20 protein-coding genes and 1 tRNA gene are annotated in these 19,676 nt (G+C 66.2%); 13 read left to right on the top strand and 8 right to left on the bottom strand.

Features of this window, described 5'->3' with window-relative positions:
* The first annotated feature begins 60 nt into the window (after window positions 1-60).
* Window positions 61-918, top strand: a complete 858-nt coding sequence (locus tag C1A30_RS08280; RefSeq protein ID WP_101947807.1) for a mycofactocin-coupled SDR family oxidoreductase — start codon at window positions 61-63, stop codon at window positions 916-918.
* Window positions 919-1,562: 644 nt separating this feature from the next.
* Here C1A30_RS08280 and C1A30_RS08275 read toward each other — a convergent pair.
* A tRNA-Tyr gene (locus C1A30_RS08275) sits at window positions 1,563-1,645 on the bottom strand.
* A 105-nt stretch (window positions 1,646-1,750) separates the two neighbouring features.
* Between C1A30_RS08275 and C1A30_RS08270 the strand changes: the two genes are divergently transcribed.
* From C1A30_RS08270 to C1A30_RS08260, 3 genes are read left to right on the top strand one after another with little or no spacing between them, the layout of a single operon-like run.
* On the top strand, window positions 1,751-2,242 hold the full coding sequence (locus C1A30_RS08270; protein ID WP_101947806.1) for a YajQ family cyclic di-GMP-binding protein: 492 nt from the start codon (window positions 1,751-1,753) through the stop codon (window positions 2,240-2,242).
* Window positions 2,243-2,273: 31 nt separating this feature from the next.
* On the top strand, window positions 2,274-3,296 hold the full coding sequence (locus C1A30_RS08265; RefSeq protein ID WP_101947805.1) for an NAD(P)H-dependent glycerol-3-phosphate dehydrogenase: 1,023 nt from the start codon (window positions 2,274-2,276) through the stop codon (window positions 3,294-3,296).
* Between the two features lie 56 nt (window positions 3,297-3,352).
* Window positions 3,353-4,666, top strand: a complete 1,314-nt coding sequence (locus tag C1A30_RS08260; RefSeq protein ID WP_101947804.1) for an ATP-binding protein — start codon at window positions 3,353-3,355, stop codon at window positions 4,664-4,666.
* A gap of 3 nt (window positions 4,667-4,669) precedes the next feature.
* Here C1A30_RS08260 and C1A30_RS35765 read toward each other — a convergent pair whose 3' ends face one another.
* Window positions 4,670-4,822, bottom strand: coding sequence for a hypothetical protein (locus C1A30_RS35765; protein ID WP_197518772.1), 153 nt, complete (start codon window positions 4,820-4,822; stop codon window positions 4,670-4,672).
* A gap of 52 nt (window positions 4,823-4,874) precedes the next feature.
* On the bottom strand, window positions 4,875-5,414 hold the full coding sequence (locus tag C1A30_RS08255; RefSeq protein WP_369974107.1) for a hypothetical protein: 540 nt from the start codon (window positions 5,412-5,414) through the stop codon (window positions 4,875-4,877).
* A gap of 125 nt (window positions 5,415-5,539) precedes the next feature.
* Between C1A30_RS08255 and C1A30_RS08250 the strand changes: the two genes are divergently transcribed.
* The 3 genes from C1A30_RS08250 (at window position 5,540) to C1A30_RS08240 (ending at window position 11,060) form a co-directional block, all read left to right on the top strand.
* Window positions 5,540-5,923, top strand: a complete 384-nt coding sequence (locus C1A30_RS08250; RefSeq protein WP_101947802.1) for a hypothetical protein — start codon at window positions 5,540-5,542, stop codon at window positions 5,921-5,923.
* 142 nt (window positions 5,924-6,065) lie between these two features.
* A complete protein-coding gene (locus C1A30_RS08245; protein ID WP_101947801.1) occupies window positions 6,066-9,548 on the top strand; it encodes a hypothetical protein in 3,483 nt (1,160 codons plus the stop codon).
* 3 nt (window positions 9,549-9,551) lie between these two features.
* Entirely contained in the window at window positions 9,552-11,060 is a 1,509-nt protein-coding gene (locus C1A30_RS08240) for a hypothetical protein (RefSeq protein ID WP_101947800.1), read from the top strand.
* A gap of 3 nt (window positions 11,061-11,063) precedes the next feature.
* Here C1A30_RS08240 and htpX read toward each other — a convergent pair whose 3' ends face one another.
* Both htpX and grcC1 read right to left on the bottom strand, forming a co-directional pair.
* Complete coding sequence (gene htpX / locus C1A30_RS08235) at window positions 11,064-11,942, bottom strand: zinc metalloprotease HtpX (RefSeq protein ID WP_101947799.1); 879 nt, start codon at window positions 11,940-11,942, stop codon at window positions 11,064-11,066.
* 63 nt (window positions 11,943-12,005) lie between these two features.
* Entirely contained in the window at window positions 12,006-13,013 is a 1,008-nt protein-coding gene (gene grcC1 / locus C1A30_RS08230; protein ID WP_200828217.1) for a nonaprenyl/(2E,6E)-farnesyl/geranylgeranyl diphosphat synthase, read from the bottom strand.
* On the opposite strand from grcC1, the gene menJ reads away from it, so the two are divergent.
* Together menJ and C1A30_RS08220 are read left to right on the top strand one after the other, a co-directional pair.
* On the top strand, window positions 12,954-14,255 hold the full coding sequence (menJ, locus tag C1A30_RS08225; protein WP_369974106.1) for a menaquinone reductase: 1,302 nt from the start codon (window positions 12,954-12,956) through the stop codon (window positions 14,253-14,255). The two genes, grcC1 and menJ, sit on opposite strands and share 60 nt — an antisense overlap.
* A gap of 53 nt (window positions 14,256-14,308) precedes the next feature.
* The gene (locus C1A30_RS08220) at window positions 14,309-15,211 is read left to right on the top strand and encodes an alpha/beta hydrolase (RefSeq protein ID WP_101950055.1); all 903 of its coding nucleotides are present in this window, start codon (window positions 14,309-14,311) and stop codon (window positions 15,209-15,211) included.
* Here C1A30_RS08220 and C1A30_RS08215 read toward each other — a convergent pair.
* A complete protein-coding gene (locus tag C1A30_RS08215; protein WP_101950054.1) occupies window positions 15,208-15,480 on the bottom strand; it encodes a hypothetical protein in 273 nt (90 codons plus the stop codon). The genes C1A30_RS08220 and C1A30_RS08215 overlap by 4 nt on opposite strands.
* A gap of 31 nt (window positions 15,481-15,511) precedes the next feature.
* On the opposite strand from C1A30_RS08215, the gene C1A30_RS08210 reads away from it, so the two are divergent.
* On the top strand, window positions 15,512-15,955 hold the full coding sequence (locus tag C1A30_RS08210; protein ID WP_200828215.1) for a GAF domain-containing protein: 444 nt from the start codon (window positions 15,512-15,514) through the stop codon (window positions 15,953-15,955).
* On the opposite strand, the gene C1A30_RS08205 is transcribed toward C1A30_RS08210, so the two are convergent.
* Together C1A30_RS08205 and C1A30_RS08200 are read right to left on the bottom strand one after the other, a co-directional pair.
* Window positions 15,952-17,010 carry an alpha/beta hydrolase gene (locus C1A30_RS08205; protein WP_101947795.1) on the bottom strand — a complete coding sequence of 353 codons (1,059 nt, stop codon included), beginning with the start codon at window positions 17,008-17,010 and terminating at the stop codon, window positions 15,952-15,954. The two genes, C1A30_RS08210 and C1A30_RS08205, sit on opposite strands and share 4 nt — an antisense overlap.
* A gap of 32 nt (window positions 17,011-17,042) precedes the next feature.
* Window positions 17,043-17,729 (bottom strand): demethylmenaquinone methyltransferase, encoded by a 687-nt coding sequence (locus C1A30_RS08200; protein ID WP_101947794.1) that lies wholly within the window; start codon window positions 17,727-17,729, stop codon window positions 17,043-17,045.
* Window positions 17,730-17,794: 65 nt separating this feature from the next.
* Here C1A30_RS08200 and C1A30_RS08195 point away from each other — a divergent pair, with 65 nt between their 5' ends.
* The 3 genes from C1A30_RS08195 to C1A30_RS08185 all read left to right on the top strand — a co-directional run bounded on the left by C1A30_RS08195 (window position 17,795) and on the right by C1A30_RS08185 (window position 19,667).
* The gene (locus C1A30_RS08195) at window positions 17,795-18,316 is read left to right on the top strand and encodes a hypothetical protein (protein WP_235009736.1); all 522 of its coding nucleotides are present in this window, start codon (window positions 17,795-17,797) and stop codon (window positions 18,314-18,316) included.
* Complete coding sequence (locus tag C1A30_RS08190; RefSeq protein ID WP_101947793.1) at window positions 18,313-18,762, top strand: RDD family protein; 450 nt, start codon at window positions 18,313-18,315, stop codon at window positions 18,760-18,762. The genes C1A30_RS08195 and C1A30_RS08190 overlap by 4 nt, the downstream gene beginning before the upstream one ends.
* 80 nt (window positions 18,763-18,842) lie before the next feature.
* A complete protein-coding gene (locus C1A30_RS08185; RefSeq protein WP_101947792.1) occupies window positions 18,843-19,667 on the top strand; it encodes an SDR family oxidoreductase in 825 nt (274 codons plus the stop codon).
* Window positions 19,668-19,676: the final 9 nt, after the last annotated feature.

Here is a 19,676-nt window from a genome sequence, read left to right as displayed (position 1 = left end):
ACTCAGTGTTCTATTATCCAACGACGGTGGGTACTCAATTCATCGCATACGGAGGGTTGGATGAGCCGTCTCACGGGCAAGGTTGCCGTCATCACCGGTGCAGCGCGCGGACAGGGACGCAGCCATGCTGTGCACCTGGCCGACGAAGGAGCGGACATCATCGCCCTCGACATATGCGCGAACATTGAGTCCAACGAGTACCCGCTGGCCACGCCCGCCGACCTGGACGAAACTGCCAAACTAATCGAAAAGTCCGGACGGCGCGTCGTGACCGGCGTAGTGGACGTCCGCGACCGCGGCGCCTTGAAGAAGGTGCTCGACGATGCGGTCGCAGAACTCGGCGGCTTACACGTGGTAGTCGCGAATGCGGGAATCTGCCCGCAAGGCAACCACATTCCGTATCGCGGATTCATCGATGCGTTCGACGTCGACTTCGTCGGAGTGGTCAATACGGTCCATCTCGGGCTGGAACACCTGACCGCAGGGGGCTCGGTGATCGTGACGGGATCCATCGCTGGATTGGTCGAGCAAAAGGACCTTGCGAACGGCGGCGGGCCTTCCGGTCCTGGCGGAGCCGGTTACGGGATGGCCAAGAAGATGGTCCGCGACTACACCAAAGCGCTGGCGCTGACGATGGCGCCGCACAACATACGGATCAACACCGTGCATCCCACGAGCGTCAACACCGCCATGTTGCACAACCAGCCGATGTACCGCACCTTCCGCCCTGATCTGACCGATCCAACGCGTGAGGACGCGGAACTCGTTTTCCCGATTCTGCAAGCGATGCCGATCCCGTACATCGAAACCGACGACGTCTCCCACGCCGTCGTCTATCTCGCCTCCGACGAATCCCGCTACGTCACCGGACAGCAACTGTTCATAGACGGGGGCGCCGGTCTCAAGATGGGCGTATAGATTGCGATCAGTTGGCAGCTGTCTCTGTGGAGCATGCGCCGCGCCGAGGTGGTCGGTTTAGGTTGGAACGCTCCGTCGTGGTCAACGAGCCCGGGTGAGGCGTTGAGCCTGCCGCACTCACCGCACGCTCGTGCATTTGCAGGAGGTGCCAATCGCCTCGATCTCGGCATGGCCGGGGCACGAGTTGAAGGCGCTCACCGTGACGACTCGCAACCCGAAGCGGTCATTACAGCGGCTCCCGGTTCGGAAAGTGGTCAGCCGCGATTCACACCCCATTGACGTCCGGTCGACTGACGGATCCGAAAGAGTCGCGGAGAACCGCGATCACCGCCTTTGCCGAACTGCGAGCCGGACAGTATTCGCACTAGCGCCCTCGTACCAGATCGCACGAGGCTGGCCGCGACGAACGACCTGCGGTGAGTCGGGCAGCGACTCGACCGTTTGCCATCCAGCTCGCACTTCACGCGGGTCCCTGCCGACGCAGCGGTTTTATCACGCGTCGACGCCGAGTACTCGCACGACCGAGGCGTACTTCCGCTAATCGGGGATACCGACCCTCAAATCGGCGCGGCCCACCCGCACCTTGCGATAATTTCGGAGCCTTCGAACAAGTCAGACCCCCGCAAAACAGTGTCTGACCAGAGTGGCAGGTGCAGGATTCGAACCTGCGTAGGCGTTAGCCGACGGATTTACAGTCCGCTCCCATTGGCCGCTCGGGCAACCTGCCTGGGTGCTGCACCGGGGGTGTGCCCCGGTTTGGTGCGACTAGCAGGGTACAACGAGGATGGGCCTAAGACGAAAACGCACCATAGAGTCCAGGAAGGACGGATCCATGGCGGATTCATCGTTCGACGTCGTCAGCAAGGTCGACCGCCAGGAGGTCGACAATGCGCTGAACCAGGCCGCCAAGGAGCTGGCCACCCGCTTCGACTTCCGCGGCACCGACACCACCATCGCCTGGAAGGGCGAGGAGGTCATCGAGATCGTCAGCTCGACCGAGGAACGCGTCAAGGCGGCCGTCGACGTCTTCAAGGAGAAGCTCATCCGCCGCGACATCTCGATGAAGGCGTTCGACGCGGGCGAGCCGCAGGCCTCCGGCAAGACCTACAAGGTCAGCGGCACCATCAAGCAGGGCATCAGTAGCGAGAACGCGAAGAAGATCACCAAGCTGATCCGCGACGAGGGCCCCAAGGGCGTCAAGGCGCAGATCCAGGGCGACGAGATCCGCGTCAGCTCGAAGAAGCGCGACGACCTTCAGGCCGTCATCTCGATGCTCAAGGGTGCCGACCTCGACGTCGCACTGCAGTTCGTCAACTACCGGTGAAACGGCAGCTCTCGGCAATACGCTGAGCGGCATGGCTGCGCAACGCGAACCGAAAGTCGTCGTCCTCGGCGGAGGATCCTGGGGCACCACTGTGGCGTCCATCTGCGCCAGGCGCGGCCCGACGCTGCAGTGGGTGCGCTCGCAGGAGACCGCCGACGACATCAACGACAACCACCGCAACTCGAAGTACCTCGGCGACGAGACGCAACTGCCTGAGAGTCTCAGGGCCACCACCGACTTCGCCGAGGCCGCACAGTGCGCCGACGTCATCGTCATGGGCGTGCCGTCGCACGGCTTCCGCGCAGTGCTGACTGAGCTGGCCAAGGAACTGCGGCCGTGGGTGCCGGTGGTGTCGCTGGTGAAGGGACTCGAGCAGGGCACCAACTACCGGATGAGCCAGATCGTCGACGAGGTGCTGCCCGGCCATCCGGCAGGCATCCTCGCCGGGCCGAACATCGCCCGTGAGGTGGCCGACGGCTACGCGGCCGCCGCGGTGCTCGCGATGCCCGACCAGCATCTCGCCGCGCGGCTGGCGGAGTTGTTCCGCACCAAGCGTTTCCGGACGTACACCACCGACGACGTCACCGGCGTCGAGATGGCGGGAGCGCTGAAGAACGTCTACGCGATCGCGGTCGGCATGGGCTACTCGCTGGGCATCGGGGAGAACACCCGCGCCATGGTGATCACCCGCGCGGTGCGGGAGATGTCCAAGCTGGGCGAGGCGGTCGGCGGGCACCGCGACACGTTCGCCGGCCTGGCGGGCACCGGCGACCTGATCGTCACGTGCACCAGTCAACGCAGCCGCAACCGCCACGTCGGCGAACAACTGGGCGCTGGCAAGCCGATCGACGAGATCATCGCGTCGATGAATCAGGTCGCCGAGGGTGTCAAAGCCTCAAGCGTGATCATGGAATTCGCCGACAAGTACGGCATCAACATGCCCATCGCCCGCGAGGTCGACGGCGTCATCAACCACGGCTCCACCGTCGAGCAGGCCTACCGCGGACTGGTGGCCGAGACGCCCGGCCACGAGGTGCACGGCTCCGGCTTCTGAGCCCGCCTGAAAAATTAGCTGGCCTTTGCCGGTCGGCGGGTTCATACTGGTTCACCGTGTCCAGAAAGGAGGAGTGTTCTTCGTCGCTGTCGTCCGCGCTTGCCGGCGAGTCCGAGCATGTCCAACGAGCCCTCGAGCTGCTCGGCCGGATTCTCACCGACAACGTATGTGTCCGAACGACGTTCGACGGGTTTCTGCACTCCTCCCTTGGCGGGTTCGACTCCGACGTGGTGTGTGAGTCGCGATCGCTGTCCTCGATTGGCCATGTCACAGCCGGTTTGGCGCTCGCGGCGCTGATCGACAAGTTCGACCCGCCCATCGGGCCCGGCAACAACGATGAACCCCCGACGTGGGGTGCCGTCGAGATCGGCGACGAACGGTTCGCGCCTCCTGCGACGCTGGCCGCCTTCTTCGATGCGGGTCAACTCGCGCCGGTACCGATCGTCGTTCAGATCGAATCGAACGCTTACGGCGAGTTCTGCCTCATTCAGGTCTACACCGTGCCCGCCGACCGTGCGCACGCCGCGCGCGTGCTGGACGCCATCATGGAAGACGCCCGTGGCGCGATGAGCCTCTTTCGCGGTCGCGCCTTGACCGCATCCATGGAGCAGGGCCTGGTCCTCGAACCTGTGGAACTTCCGGAGATCACCCGCGCCAAGGTTATTGTGCCCGACGAAGTCTGGAGCGAGATCGATCTGAACGTCGCCGCCGTTACCGTCCACCGGGACCTAATGGAGCGGTTGGGGCTCGGCCTCCGTCGCGGCATCCTGCTCGCCGGGCCACCCGGCGTCGGCAAGTCCGTGGTGTCCCGGGTACTTGCCCACGAACTCCTCGGCCAGTTCACCGTGGTGATGGTCGACGCCCGGGCGGGTCGACACGCGTTGTCCGCGGTCTACCGGGAAGCCCGCAGTTTCGGGCCGACCCTTGTCATCATCGAAGACATCGACCTGATCGTCGGCCATCGCAGTGGCAACGGCGCCGACACCGTGCTGTCCGAGTTCCTGGCTGTCATGGATGCCGACCCGATGACGCCGCTACTCACCGTGGCGTCCACCAATGACGTCAAAACCCTTGACGCGGCGGCGGTTCGGTCGGCGCGCTTCGACTCGATCATCGAAATCGGTTATCCCACAAGGGAAGCCGCGGCGCGCATCCTGGCGACCTATCTCTGCGATGTGCCAGGGGCCGACGACGTCGATCTGGCCGCCGTGGCCGCACACCTCAGCCCGGACACCAGCGGCGCCGACATCCGCGAGATCGTGCGCCGCACCGTGCTGTCCGGATCCGGGCGCGTCTGCACTGCGGACTTGGTCAACACCGTGACTTCCGGCCGGTTCCGGCCGCAGATGCCCGTCGGGAACTACCTGTAAGGGCTAGCTCGACTTCTTATGGCTGTTCTTGCCGCCCTTTTTCGACGCGTTGGGCGTGTTGGCGATCTTGGCCGCCCGCTCCTTGCTCATGCCCTTCTTGCGCAGGCCCTCGTACTGCTTGTCGTTCTTCACGCTGGACCCATGATCCTTAGCCATCGTGCCTCCTCGTACTCGATGCGTTCGAGTACCCGGTCGGTGGCACGACCACTCAGTTGGAGAACGGACCCCGGTTGTCGGGCCGATACAGCAGCGGGTTCTCCGAGTTGATGATGAAGCTGCCCGCCGGGCTCAGCACGAAACCCGATTGGCTGCGGCTGTCGACACAGGTCGTGGTCGTGCCGTCGTTGCCGCAGCTGACCGTCTGATAGCTGATCCGCGAACCGGGCGGCAGCGGTTTGGCCGCTGCGGCCGCCTCGAAGACGTTGCGCGGCGCGATCGAGAAGCCCGCCGGGCCGCCGTAGCCGGCGCTGACCAGGTTCGCGCCCTCCGGCGCGGCGGGGATCGGGCCGCTGCAGCCGTAGCCGTTGCCCTTCTGCAGCGCGCAGATCACCCCTTCCGGCGTAGTGAACGCGAACCAGTTGCCGTCCATCATCGCGTAATCGGACAGCTTGACCGGCGCCAGCGCGTTGACGTTCGGCGGTGGCGGCGGCTGCGGCGGCGGGTCGGGCGGCGGTTCAGCGGTCGCGAAACCCGGCGCGCCGACGACGGCCGCCGCGCCAAGGACGCCCAGGAAAACTCTGCTCAGCACGGTCCACACCCTAAATCGCCCGCTTCTGGCTCGCACCATACTGAGCACATCGACCCCCGATCGCCCCGCGTTACCGCAGGACGATGTTGGGATCGGTAGCTCAGACCGGCCTCTGTACTGGACGAATGAACCGAATCACGCTTCCGGCCGCGGTGCTGGCCGCCGGCGCCGCCCTGGTCTTCGGCGCAGGTGCCGCGCAGGCCGACACGTTCTCGGCCCAGCCGCACAGCTGGTGTCCAGGCGAAGCCTTGCCGTTCAACAACATCCAGTGGGACATGAAGATGTGCCACACCTGGTACACGGTGCCGTTCGGCCAGGGCAACGTGCGGATGGTCGATTTGCAGGGCAATCCGCTGGACAGCTTCATCTCCGCCGACATTCCCGCGCCGGAATTCCCGATGCCGCCTCCCCTGCCGACGAAGCCGCCCGGCACGCCGTTCTGCAGCCCGCGCGGGGCGCTGATCATCATCCCGCCGATCTGCGACGAAATCGGGGTCCAGTGGCCCTGACCGTCCGGTTTGTGTGCGTTGACGCGCGCTCAGCGCTCCGGAATGTGCACAGGTCGCTCAGTACGAGTAGCGCACTACTCGTGTGTTGACGCTGCCGTCAGGCCTACCTTGAGCGCTTATTGGCCACAGGGGAGGAACGACAGTGGCATCAACATTTCAACGCATCGGCGGCCGGATCGTGCTCACAGAGTCCGGAGTCGGCATCCCGAATCTCGTCGTGACGGCGTTCGACGTGACACGCCACGACGCCACGACGCCGCCGTCCGAGACCGCCGACGTCTCGCGGCTGGGGGCTGTCATCACCGGACAGGACGGCGGTTTCGAAGTCGTCTACCCCTGCGAGCCGGCCAGGAGCCATGACATCGTCGTCGTCGTGCGCGCGCCCGATGGCGAACGTGAGGGCGCGAAGCTGTACACCACACCAGAGCCGCGTCGGAAAGCAGGCCCGGTCGAGGAATTCCTGATCACCCTCACCTCTGCCGCGCTCGAAGCCGCGGGCCTCACACCTCCGGCCGGCTCGGATGACACCACCCTCGAACAACCCGCCTTCGCGCTGCACGGCGCCAAAGCGACACTGGCTCGCACCGCAGTGCTCAAGGACGAGCTACGCCAGCTCGCGAAGGATGAAGTCGACAAGGAACGCGAACGCGCCCGCACCATCGACGAGAAGTTCCAACCGCGGCTTCTCGATCAACTCACCGGACATGCGAGCGCTAAAACCGGCTACATCGCACCGGGTTCAACGGAGGACGAAGTCCACACCGCCAGCTGGAACGCGCTGGCGCGGTCTGCCAACCGGTCCAAGCCGCCGACGGTCGGTTATATCCAACTGCCGCGCGACGACGTCCCAACCGAATTCCCGACGGCCGCAGGCACGCCCACTGATGTGCCGGCCCCAATCGTCGAACGCGAGCTGTTCGGCGCGGCCGAGGATGCGTTCCGGACCGCCGACCGCACCCGCGAGGATCCCCTGGCGCTTGCCGAGGACCAGGCATCGCAACCACCGTCGCTCACCGAGGCGCTCGCCGACCCTGCACCGGCGCCGGACCCCACCACGCCGCCATCCGGGCAACCTCCTGTTGCCACCGAGGACGACTTGCCCGCCTACATTCACCGTTTGGTCGACACCATGGCCACGCCCGACGCACCGCCGACCGAAACACGAACCGACCAAGCCGCCGTGCAAAGCGGCACCGACACCTTCGCCCTGCGCGGCGGCCCCGCCGACGTGCCCGCGATCTACGACTTCCACCACCTGCAGATCGCCTTCGACCACGTCTGGACACACGCCGTCGACGAAGAGGTCATCGAGATCTCGTCACGGCTCGCCCGCGCGGTCAGCGACGCCGGCGGCGATCCGGTGACGGCCGTCGACGAAGGCGCCAAGCCGTTGCAGGCGCTGCGGGCCGAACTCGGCCACGTCATGCGCGCCGAAACCCCGACCATCCCAACTGCGCTCGCCCGTCGCCCGGTCGACCCCATGATGAACCCGACCCCCCCCACGCTGGCCCCCGGTGACCCGGGCTACCCGCCGGTTCCGCCAACACCGCCGCCGCCGACGCCGCCACACTGGCCGCCGATCGGCCCCGTGGTGGTCGGCGGAGTCAAAGACGCCCAAATCGACGGTCTGCCAAAGCAACCGCATGAATTGCTCGACCAGCTCGAGGCCTTGCTGCACGAGCAGTACAGCTTCGAGGTGTTCGCCCCCGGCAGCGTCAACTACGGCCTCAACGTCACGTATCGGCAGCGGTGGGAGCCGCTCACCTACCAGGTCGGCGATCTCGTCGGCACGATCACGCTCACCCCTCGGGAAACCCGCAAGATCAACATCAAGCGGGTGGAGCGCAAGGAACGCATGGTCCGTGAGATGGAGGACAGCCTCGAGGTTCGCAAAGACGAGTCAAAGGACCAGGGCCGCGACGAGGCGGAGATCGTGCGCAAAGCGCAAGGCAAGACGAGCTTTTCGCTCACCGCGGAGGGCAGCTACGACATCGGCATCGCCGACGGCGACAGCAAGACATCGTTCACCAAGGACGCTTCCGACGACTCGGCCGATACCAAGAAGTCGATGCGCGAGGCGGTGCTTCAGGCCGCCCGCGAGTACAAGAACAACCACAAGCTGGAGATCGAAACCAAGGAGACGTCGGAGTTCGAGTCGACGGAGTCGACCGAGATCACCAATCCCAACGACGAACTCACGGTGACGTACTTGTTCTACGAATTGCAGCGGCGCTTCCGGGTATGCGAACAGCTACACCGGTTGACGCCGGTGGTACTGGTCGGCATGGAGGTGCCCAACCCGAGTCGCCGCTCGATCGACCGCATTCTCATCACGCACAGCTGGATCATCAACCGCGTCTTGCTCGACGACCGCTACCGAGACGCTCTGCGCTACCTGACGACGACCATCGTCGGAGACGAACTCGCCCTGCGCGAGCGGCAGAGCATCGTGAACCGGCTGCGCACCAGCGTCGAGACCATCGAGCGGAATCACGCACAGTTGCTGACCGAGGTCAAGCAGCGCAACAACGAGCTCGAGCGGATGATGAATCTGCGAGCCGACAAGATCGACGAAGAGGCGCAGGAAGGTTGGTGGGGTTCGCTCTCCGACTGGGTGACCGGTGAGGGCGAAGGCGATGACCTCGAAGCCGTGCGCGTTCGCGAAGAGAACGCACGCGCCTACTACGAGAAGGCCGTTCGGGCCGAACAGGAGCTGCGGGAGTCGCTGCGCAGCGAAGCCGCGGCGTTGTACAAAGCGACCGCGGACTACGCCCAGGCGCTGGCCGAGCACTCCAACCGGCTCCTTCAAGTCGCCGCGCTACGGGTGCATTTCAAGGCCAACGTGCTGTACTACATGCAGGCCATCTGGAGTCACACGTTCCGCGATCAGCTCTACTTCTCCGTGCACAAACTCAAGGCGCCGACGCTTCGCGCATCGTCGGTCCAGTACACCGTCGAACGTCTCGATGCGCCGCCGGCACACATCGTCCCCAAGCCCGATCACGTGGTATTCAAGGTCACTTCGGAGAAGGTTTTCAGTACGCCGGCGGATCCCGTTGATCCCGTAGACCCGGCCGAGGACCGCACGTTGGCAGAGATCGCCGATCTGGACAGCCCGCTCGGATTCAAGGGCAACTACATGATCTTCCCGCTGAAGCGTTCTAACGCGCTGACGGACTTCATGATGACGCCATACATCGACACCGAGCTCGGCGTGCACGACCCCGACGAACTGGGCGCGTGGACCCCAGAAGATTTTGTCAAACACGTCAAGGCTCTCCGAAACACGTTGTCGGAGGCCGACTTCGACCAGTTGTTGCCGATTCTGGAGGAGCAATACCGTCGCATCCTCAGCGCGCCCCGCAGGCCCGGCGAGGAGATCGTGGTGCCCAGCCGGTCGCTGTACATCGACGCGCTGCCTGGCAAGCATCCCAACCTCGAGGACTTCAAGCTACGGCACCGCGCCGTCGACGTCTCCAAGGCGCGCGCCGAGGTGCGCAAGCTCGAGTTGGAGAACCTGCGCTACGCCGGTCGCCTGTTGGTCGCCGAGCGCGGCGATCCCGATATCGACAAGCAGATCCTCATCGACGGTAACGGCTCGGTGGTCGTGCCGCCTGAGGCGTAGCGCATGTCATCGCCGACGGCCAAACAGCGGGGCACAGACAAGCGGGGCACCGCGAACGTGCCGCAGGCCCGGGTGCAACAGACCCTGGCACGGTCGATGACGCTGGACTTCGACACCTGGGTGTTCGCGCACGAAATCGCCAAGCTGGTGTTCCGTAGCGGCGAACTACCGCCCCGCTACACGCTCGAACCGCAGCGCGGCGGGAACCCGGCGATGCGTTGGCTGCTGAAATGGGAGGCAGGCGCGTTCGACCTGACGCTGCTGTCGTCGTACGGCGAACGGTTGTGGTACCGCGTGATACAGGGCGGCGATGAGTTCGCCGAAGACCGGTGGGCGCGTGAGGCGGCCGAGGAGAGGGCCCGCGAAGCCAACCGCGCGCACAACAACACCTACGTGCCCGCGCTCGGCATGACCGGCGGGCAGGCGCTCACCGCGCTCAAGCCAGGGCTGTATGTCGCGGCCTTTCCTTACGGCATCGTTCCTGTGCCTCCAGTACCTCCCAGCAAGGAGTGGAAGGGCTGGCCGGACGTCGAATGGATCAAGTGGTACGCGGTGCGCGGCGGCTGGTTTGCGTGGCGGGGGGTCGACCGTCTCGAGCTGTACGTGCTGGGCAACGACAACCCGCAGTTCTGGAAGGAAGTCGTCTATTACGTTCTGCACGAAGGCGATTCGCTGAACCAAGCCGCTGACAAGTTCTGCAAGCGGTGGGACGAGATCAACCGCACCATGCTGGCGGCGTTCGCGATCGCCTTGACGAGCGCGCCGTCGCTCGGCAGGCGTGCCGATCTCACCGAGGCCGCGTTCAGCCCGACGATCTCGAACACCGAGCGCGGTCTGGTGCGACAGACCGAAAAGGAGCTCGGTGGCAGCGTTGTGAAGAAGATCGACCCCGTGGAAGCGGTGAATGTGGCGCTGACCGCGGCCACCAAGCCGTGGGAGGGGCTCGAGGGTCTGCTGACGCCAGGCGACAAGGAGCTGGAGGCCGAGATGGCTCAGCTCACGGATGCCTCCCTGGCGGACCTGCGCAGGCGGATCGAGGCCGAAGCCAGCAAGAACTACGGCCGCGATCTGCGCACCGGTGAGATGGGCGAGGCCAGTTTCAAGTTGACGCTCAAACTGAGGGGCTACTCGGTCGTCGAGTTGCAGAACCCCAGCGGTCACGGCGTCGACCTCGTCGCGATCAAGGTCAAGGGTGACGTCGCATGGATCTACTTCTTCGAGGTCAAGAGTTCCGAAAAGGACTATCCCGGCAAGTTTTCCGACGCACAGCGTGATCCGCACGGCTTCGTCAAGAGTCGGCTGCAGCGGGTCATCGACCGCGAAGGCCACTACAAGAAGGTCCCGGATTCGGTGGTCGAGATCGCCAAGCAGATCAAGGCGGCGATCGATGACGGTCACCCGGTCGGCGCGGTCAAGGTGAGCGTGCACTGGGCCAAGAAGCTGTCGTACAAGACCTCGGTTGCGATCTGGCGTCCGATGCCCAAGGCCACGGCCCGGCCCCGGAAGAAGTAGCGCCTAGTAGAGGCCGGGACCCCGGCCTGCCATCGCTTCCAGCCTGCGGATGCGGTCCTCGATCGGCGGGTGCGTCGAGAACAGCTTGCCGATGCGCTCGCCGGACCGGAACGGGTTGGCGATCATCAGGTGCGCCTGGTCGGCCAACTGCGGCTCCGGCGGCAGCGGCGCCTGCTGCACGCCCGCGCTGATCTTCCGCAACGCCGAAGCCAACGCCAGCGGGTCACCGGTCAACTCGGCGCCCGACTGGTCGGCCTGGTACTCCCGCGACCGGGACACCGCCAACCGGATCACCGTCGCGGCGATCGGGCCGAGCAGCGAAACCAACAGAATCGCAAGCGGATTGGTGCCACCTTCGCGGTTACCGCCGAACATGCTCGCGAAGAACGCGAGGTTGGCCAGCGCCGTGATCACCGCGGCCATCGCGCCTGCGACGCACGAGATCAGGATGTCGCGGTTGTAGACGTGCGACAGCTCGTGGCCCAGCACGGCGCGCAGTTCGCGCTCGTTGAGGATCTGCAGAATGCCGGTGGTGCAGCACACCGCGGCGTTGCGCGGATTGCGACCCGTGGCGAACGCGTTCGGCGCGGAGGTGTCGCTGATGTAGAGCCGCGGCATCGGCTGGCGCGCCGTGGTGGCCAGCTCGCGCACGATCTTGTACATCACCGGCGCCTGCATCTCGTTGACCGGGACGGCGTGCATCGCCCGCAGCGCCAGCTTGTCGCTGTTGAAGTAGACGTAGACGTTCATGCCGACGGCGAACAGCACGGCCAGGAACATGATGTTGCGGCCGAACAGCGCCCCAACGAACACGATCAGCGCCGAGAAGCCCGCCAGCAGCAAAAAGGTCTTCGCGGTGTTGGCGTGCGGATGCCAGGTCATTGCGCTTCCTCCTACGAACTAACCGCTGATTCAACGCCCGGCCCCGCTGTGGGAGTTCCTGGGTCAGCCGTGCCGGTTCACCGTGTAGTCCACCAGAGTTGCCAGCGCCTGGCGACCAGGCCCGTCCGGCAGGAAGGCCAACTCGTCGCGGGCCTGGGCGGCGTAGCGCGCCACGGTGTCCTTGGCCTGCGCCATCCCCGGCGACCGGCGCAGCAGCTGCAGCGCCTCGGCCAGGTCGTCATCGTTCTCGACCGGTCCCTTCAGCAGTTGCCGCAGCCGGTCGGCGTCCGGCCCGGTGTCGCGCAGCGCGTACAGCACCGGCAGGGTGTGCACGCCCTCGCGCAGGTCGGTGCCCGGCACCTTGCCCGATTCATCGGGGTCGCTGTCGATGTCGATGATGTCGTCGGAGATCTGGAACGCCGTGCCGACGATGCCGCCGAGCCTGCTGAGCCGTTCGATCTGCTCCTCGTCGGCACCCGAGAACGTCGCACCGAACCGGCCGGAGGCCGCGATCAGGCAGGCGGTCTTCTCGTACACCACCTTCAGGTAGTGCTCGACCTCGTCGACGCCGTCGGCCGCTCCCCTGGTCTCGCGCATCTGCCCGGTGACCAGCTGCGCGAACGTATCGGCGATAACCCGCACGGCTTCCGGGCCCAACCTGCTGACCAGCCGCGAGGCGGTCGCGAACAGGTAGTCCCCCGCCAGGATCGCGATGTTGTTGCTCCACCGGGCGTTGGCGCTCGGTGCGCCGCGACGCACCTGAGCCTCGTCCATCACGTCGTCGTGGTACAGCGTCGCCAGGTGCACCAGTTCGATGACCGCGCCTGCGACGGTGACCTGCCACGCGTCGGCCTCTGGCCCCAGCCGGGCCGAGAGGACGGTGAACAGCGGGCGGAACCGCTTGCCGCCTGCCTGGAACAGATGCTGGACGGCCTCCGACATCAGTTCATCGGCTTTACCCAGCTCAGTGGCCATCAGGTCCTCGATGCGGGCCACTCCGTCGCGCACGTCATGCGCGAACACGGGGTCTCCGAAATCAACCCCCGCCACCACACTCGCTGGTGTCCTCACCCTGCCAACATACTGGGAGGCGTGAGTATGCGAGCCGACGTGGTGGTCGTCGGGGCCGGTCCGGCGGGTTCGGCGGCCGCCGCGTGGGCCTGTCGCGCCGGTCGGGACGTGCTTGTCATCGACTCGGCGCAGTTCCCCCGCGACAAGGCGTGCGGCGACGGGCTGACCCCGCGCGCGGTGCTGGAACTGCAGCGGCTGGGCCTCGGCCCTTGGCTGGAAGGCCGCGTGCAGCACCGCGGGCTGCGGCTGATCGGCTTCGGCGGCGACGTCGAAGTCGAGTGGCCGGGTCCGTCGTTCCCGGCCGTCAGCAGCGCGGTCCCCCGCACCGAACTCGACGACCGCATCCGGATGGTGGCCGCCGACGACGGCGCCAAGATGCTGCTGGGATCGAAAGTCGCTGACGTCCGCCATGATTCGAGTGGGCGGGTGTCCTCGTTGGTGTTGGGCTCCGGTGCCGAGATCGGTTGCACGTCGCTGATCGTCGCCGACGGTGCCCGTTCGCCGTTGGGCCGGATGCTCGGCAGGGGATGGCACCAGCAGACCGTCTACGGCGTGGCGATCCGCGGCTACCTTTCCACGCCGCGCAGCGACGAGCCGTGGATCACGTCGCATCTGGAACTGCGCTCACCGGAGGGCCGCGTGCTGCCCGGCTACGGCTGGATCTTCCCGCTGGGCAACGGCGACGTGAACATCGGCGTCGGGGCCCTGGCGACGTCGAAACGTCCCGCCGACGCCGCGCTGCGGCCGCTGATGTCGTATTACGCGTCGCTGCGCCGCGAGGAATGGGGCTTCACCGGTGAACCGCGCGCGCCGTTGTCGGCGCTGTTGCCGATGGGTGGCGCGGTGTCCGGGGTGGCCGGGCCGAACTGGATGTTGATCGGCGACGCCGCGGCCTGCGTGAACCCACTCAACGGTGAAGGCATCGACTACGGGCTGGAGACCGGCAGGCTGGCCGCCGAGATGCTGGGCACCGGAGACCTGACGTCGGCATGGCCCGCGGTGCTCACGGCGCACTACGCGCGCGCGTTCTCGGCCGCGCGGCGGCTTGGGCTGCTCCTGACGATTCCGCGGTTCCTGCCGTCGACGGGACCGCTGGCCATGCGTTCGACGATGTTGATGAACATCGCGGTGCGGGTGATGGGCAATCTGGTCACCGACGAGGACGTCGATTGGATCGCGCGGGTGTGGCGCTCGGCGGGATTGGCGTCCCGGCGAATCGACCGGCGGCCGCCCTTCAGCTGACCCGTCGCAACCGTGCGGTAATGCATTCGGGCTGTCCGGCGTTGAGAGGCTTCGTGTCGATATTGTCAAAACGGCCAGTGGCCGACGTAATCGCGCGCATATTCGCTGCGGCAATCAACCCCACTCCTAAACCCGGAGTCCGCTTTCCCGAAATCCTCGGCGACACCGCCGAAATCAGCATCGAAACCCGCCATGGAGCTGTCGCCGCGACGATCTATCGTCCGCCGACATCAACAGGCAATGCCGGGGTGTACGTGAACGTTCATGGCGGCGGTTTCGTCGTAGGACATCGCGAACAAGACGACCCGTGGTGCCGATATCTCGCCGCCAACGCCAATGTCCATGTGCTCAATACGGATTACGTGTTGGCGCCGCATAAACGATTTCCCGCGCCCGTCGAACAGATCTACGACGTCCTGCAATGGGCGTCGGCACCCGAACGCGACTGGGACGGCTCCCGGTTGTGTGTGGGAGGCCAAAGCGCGGGAGGCAGTCTGGCGGCGGCCGCTTCCCGGATGGCGCTGGAGAACGGCGGCCCCGCGATCGCGTTGCAGATGCTGCACTACCCCCCGCTCGACCTCGTGACGCCGACCGCCGACAAGACGTCGCCGCTGGGCTCGAAGGCGGTGCTGCAACCGTGGATGGGTGACGTCTTCGACACCGCCTACATTCCCGACCGCGCGCAACGCGGCCACCGGTTTGCCTCGCCCGCATGGGGAACGAACGGGGACGGCATCGCAGGCATCGCGCCTGCACTGGTCGTCACGGCCGAGTTCGACCGACTCCGGGAAGAAGCCAAACGGTACGCCGACAAGCTGGACGCGGTCGGCTCGCTGGTGGAGTACGTCGAAGTCAGCGGCGTGGACCACGGCTACAACATCATGAGCGACGCGACCGAAGTCACCCGCCGGATGTACGACTTGATCGCAGGCCACGTCACGCGGCGCATCAGCTAGTCGCCCGTAGGCCCGTTGCCGCCCTGCAGGCGCTGTGCGACTTTGAGCGCGAGCCGGAGATCGGCGGGCGTCTTGTCCGGGTCGCTGGCCTTGGTCAGCGCGATCGCGATCAACACGTCGGCTGCGGTGATGAACAATCCGGCCCAGTACGCCCACTTCATCGTCGGATCGGGTTGCGTCGCAAAGAAGATGATCAAGAAGATCGGTCCGACGATGCCGAAGACGAACATCATCAGCTGAATCTTGACGTAGCGCCAGAACGTGGCCACGCGCGGGAGCATATCGCGCAGGATGAGCGCTATGCCCGAGGTTTATCGCGCACCGATGCGGTCGCGCAGCGACGACGTGGACAGCCGGGCTGCGGTCGAGCGTGCCCGCAGGCTCGGTGTGTGCGGGTTCGGCAGGCGGGTCATGGACCGCGGCGAGCAGGAGCGGCTCGGCCGTCGGGTCGAGCGGTTCATGGCGATCCCCGACGGCGCGTTCGTCTGGACCCGCGACGACGCCGGCCGCTACTGGCTGGGCCGGATCGACGGGCCGTACTTCTACGACGACGACGCCGCCGCGGTGGCCGTCGACCTCGTGCATGTCCGACCGTGCCGGTGGCTGGCCGAACCGGTCGGCGAGGAGGACGTTCCTGCGGCCGTGCTGGCGACGTTCGCCCGCGGTGGCCGCAACTTCCAGCAGACCCACGACGCCGACGTCGGCCGCGAAACCGCCCGGCTGTGGCGGGAGTTCGCCGATTAGGTCAGCGATTTCGCGAATGCGCTGACGTCACGCATGCTCGCTTCGAACACCTCCGGCATGGCGCCAGGGAACATCAGGTCGCCGCCGTGACAGGTGCCGAGGACCATCCGGCCGACAGTGGGCACCCCCGCACGCAGTAGCCGACGGTAGTAGGCGAGTCCTTCGTCGCGTAGCGGATCGAGTTCGTTGACCGAAATAACGTGCGGCGGAAGACCGCTCAGCTCCGCGTCGCTGGCCACGTAGGCCCAGCAGGTGGCGTCGCCGCCATGCGAATTGGTGGGATCGTAAAGCGAGGCGAGCACTGCGAGTTGCTGCAGGCTGATGAAGTACCCGTCGTTCTCCTTCATCGACGGCAGGTCCTCGCAGTCCTCCGACCAACGATTCGAGATGTAGGGGCACTGCGCGTAGAACCCGGCGACCTCATGCAGCCAGCCTTCGCGTTTCGCCTTGTGCGCGACGGTCAGTGTCAAGTTGCCGCCGCCGGACTCCCCCGACACGATCAGATGGCTGATGCCCAACTCAGCGCGGTTCGCCGATACCCACTGCGTCGCCGCCGCGCAGTCGTTGAGTCCCGCCGGGAACGGATGCGGACCGAACTTGCCGCCGGAGTTGCGGAACTCCACACCGATCACGATTACGCCTGTGCTGGCGAGGTATTCGCGCAACTTCAGGTAGCCCGGGTCATCGGCGCGACTGATCGCCATGCCACCACCGTGTAGGTGCACCACACCCGGCAACGCGCCGGACACACCGTCCGGGCGACTGATGTACAGCGTCACGTCGTTGCCGTCACCGCCCGCGATCGTCGTCGTCGTGGTGGTCACGCCCTCCACAGCAGGGCTCTCCTGCGCCAGCGCAGCGAACACCGCAGCCATGCCGTCCTCACCGAGCTTGCTGAACTCGATCCGCTCCTGAAGCGGCGAATCGACGGTCACCGGGAGTGGGGCCAGTAGACCGTCGAGACCAAACTGCGCCAGCGCCTTGACCATTCGCGGGTCGGAACGGGGATCGGTACCGAGAGAGCATTCGGGATCTGCGAGACGACCGTGAGCCATGAGCCGAAACTACCGGCGACTCAGCGCCGCCGCTAGGGCTTGACGGCGGCGTGCAGCGCGACGATGCCGCCGGTGAGGTTGCGCCACCGCACGGCTGACCAGCCTGCGCCGGCGATGCGGCGCGCCAGTTCCGCTTGATCGGGCCACGCCCGAATCGATTCGGCGAGATAGACGTAGGCGTCCGGATTCGACGACACCGCGCGGGCGATCCGCGGCAACGCCTGCATCAGGTACTCCTTGTAGGCGGTGGCGAACGCGCCGTTCGTCGGCGTCGAGAACTCGCACACCACCAGCCGGCCGCCGGGCCGTGTCACGCGGGCCATCTCGCGCAGCCCCGCCGCGTGGTCGACGACGTTGCGCAGCCCGAAGCTGATGGTCACCGCATCGAACACGCCGTCGGCGAACGGTAGCCGCGTCGCGTCGGCCCCGACCTTGGGCACGTCACGCTGCGCACCGGCTGCCAACATGCCGACCGAGAAGTCCGCGGCCACACACCAGGCGCCGGAAGCCGCCAGTTCGACCGTCGACACCGCCGTGCCCGCCGCCAGGTCCAGCACCTTGTCGCCAGGCCCGATGCGCAGCGCCGAGCGGGTGGCCCGTCGCCAGAACCGGTCCTGCCCGAGCGACAGCACCGTGTTGGTCAGGTCGTAGCGGCGCGCGACGGCGTCGAACATCGACGCCACTTCATGCGGGTCTTTGTCCAGCGTCGCGCGGTTCACGCACGCGACGCTACCTGGTTGCTCAGACCGCCTCGTCCGTGGCAATACGCAATTACGATGCCGAGGTGACCGATGACGTCGACGTGCCGAAGAACCCGGTGGTGTCTGCCGCCGCGGGCGCGGCGACGCTGGCCGTCGGCGGGGCCGCGGCGACCTACGGCGTGATAACCAGATTGCCGGTGGTCGGACCGGCGGTCAGAAAAGGGGTGGCCGCCCTTACCGCTCAGGGCGAACAGGTGCTCACGCACGCCGTCGACCCGGTCAGAACTCTCGTCACCACCGTCGCGGTGAACATGGTCGAGCAGATCCTGGCCGAGCTGGATCTCACCACGCTGGTCCGCGAACACGTCGACATCAACGCGATTGCCGCCGAATTCGATATCGACGCGATCGTGGACCGGATGGACCTGATCGACTTGGCCAACAAGGTGATCGACGGCGTCGATCTCCCGGCGATCATCCGCGAGTCGACGAACTCGGTGACCGCCGAGGTGATGACCGACGTCCGCACTCAGGGTGAACGCGCCGACGACGTGGTCGCCGGGATCGTCGATCGCGTCCTTGGGCGGACCCGAGCGCCGCAGTGACCCAACCGACGCCTGCCGCCGGGCAAGCGCGCGCTGCCGGAATCGTGAGCCGGGGTATCGCCGCCGTGATCGACTTGGTCGTCGTTCTGCTGATCATGGGCGCGCTGTACGCGGGCTTGGTGCTGACCCGATTGGTGTTCTCACCCGCCGCGTTCAGCTTGCCTTCGCTCAATGCCGTGTTCTCCACCCTGATCACGTTCGCGGTTGCCGTCCTCTACCTGACCTCCTGTTGGGTGGTGTCAGGATGCACGGCCGGCGCGGTGACGATGGGTCTGCGCGTCACCGGCCGCCGCTCAGGACGTGTCGCACCGGCGGTCGCGTTGCTTCGGGCGGTCGCGTACGTGCTGTTTCCGGTGGGCCTGCTCTGGGTCGCCGTTGACCGGAATCGAAGATCATTGCAGGACATCGTCTTTCGCACGCGTGTCATCTACAACCGGCCTGACTGAGGCGTGGCCTCAGCGAACTCACAGCCTTCTGATTCGCGAATTCGGGAATGAGGCGGGCCACAGCGGGCATTACCACCACCATGAGTAACAAGGTTTGGTTCATCACCGGGACATCACGCGGGTTCGGCAGGGAGTGGGCGATCGCGGCGCTGGAGCGGGGCGACAAGGTCGCCGCCACCGCGCGCGACACCGCGACGCTGGCCGACCTGGTCGAGAAGTACGGCGACGCGCTGCTGCCTCTGCAACTCGACGTCACCGACCGCGACGCGGACTTCGCCGCGGTCAAACAGGCTCACGACCACTTCGGCCGGTTGGACATCGTCGTCAACAACGCCGGCTACGGCCACTTCGGCTTCATCGAGGAACTGACCGAGGCCGAGGCGCGGGCGCAGATCGAGACCAACGTGTTCGGCGCGCTGTGGGTGACGCAGGCCGCGCTGCCGTACCTGCGTGCGCAACGCAGCGGCCACATCCTGCAGGTGTCGTCGATCGGCGGCATCACCGCGTTTCAGAACGTCGGCATCTACCACGCGTCGAAGTGGGCGCTGGAGGGTTTCTCGCAGAGCCTGGCGCAGGAGGTCGCGCCGTTCGGAATCCACGTGACGCTGATCGAACCGGGCGGGTTCGCGACGGACTGGGCGGGGTCGTCGGCCAAGCGCTCCGCGCCGCTGCCCGATTACAAAGAGGTGCACGAGGCAGCCGAGCGGGCGCGCAGCCAGCGCACGTCCAAGCCGGGCGATCCGCAGGCGTCGGCGCGCGCGGTGCTCAAGATCGTCGATGCTGCAGAGCCGCCGCTGCGCGTGTTCTTCGGTGAGCTGCCGCTGTCACTGGCCAAGGCCGACTACGAGAACCGGCTCAAGACTTGGGAAGAGTGGCAGCTGGTCGCGGTCGAGGCGCAGGGCTGAGTTTCCAGC

It is taken from the genome of Mycobacterium sp. 3519A (genome assembly GCF_900240945.1).
In the GTDB taxonomy this organism is placed as follows: Bacteria; Actinomycetota; Actinomycetes; order Mycobacteriales; family Mycobacteriaceae; genus Mycobacterium.
Note: the sequence above shows the minus strand (reverse complement) of the source record. Positions and strands in the feature narration are given on the sequence as shown.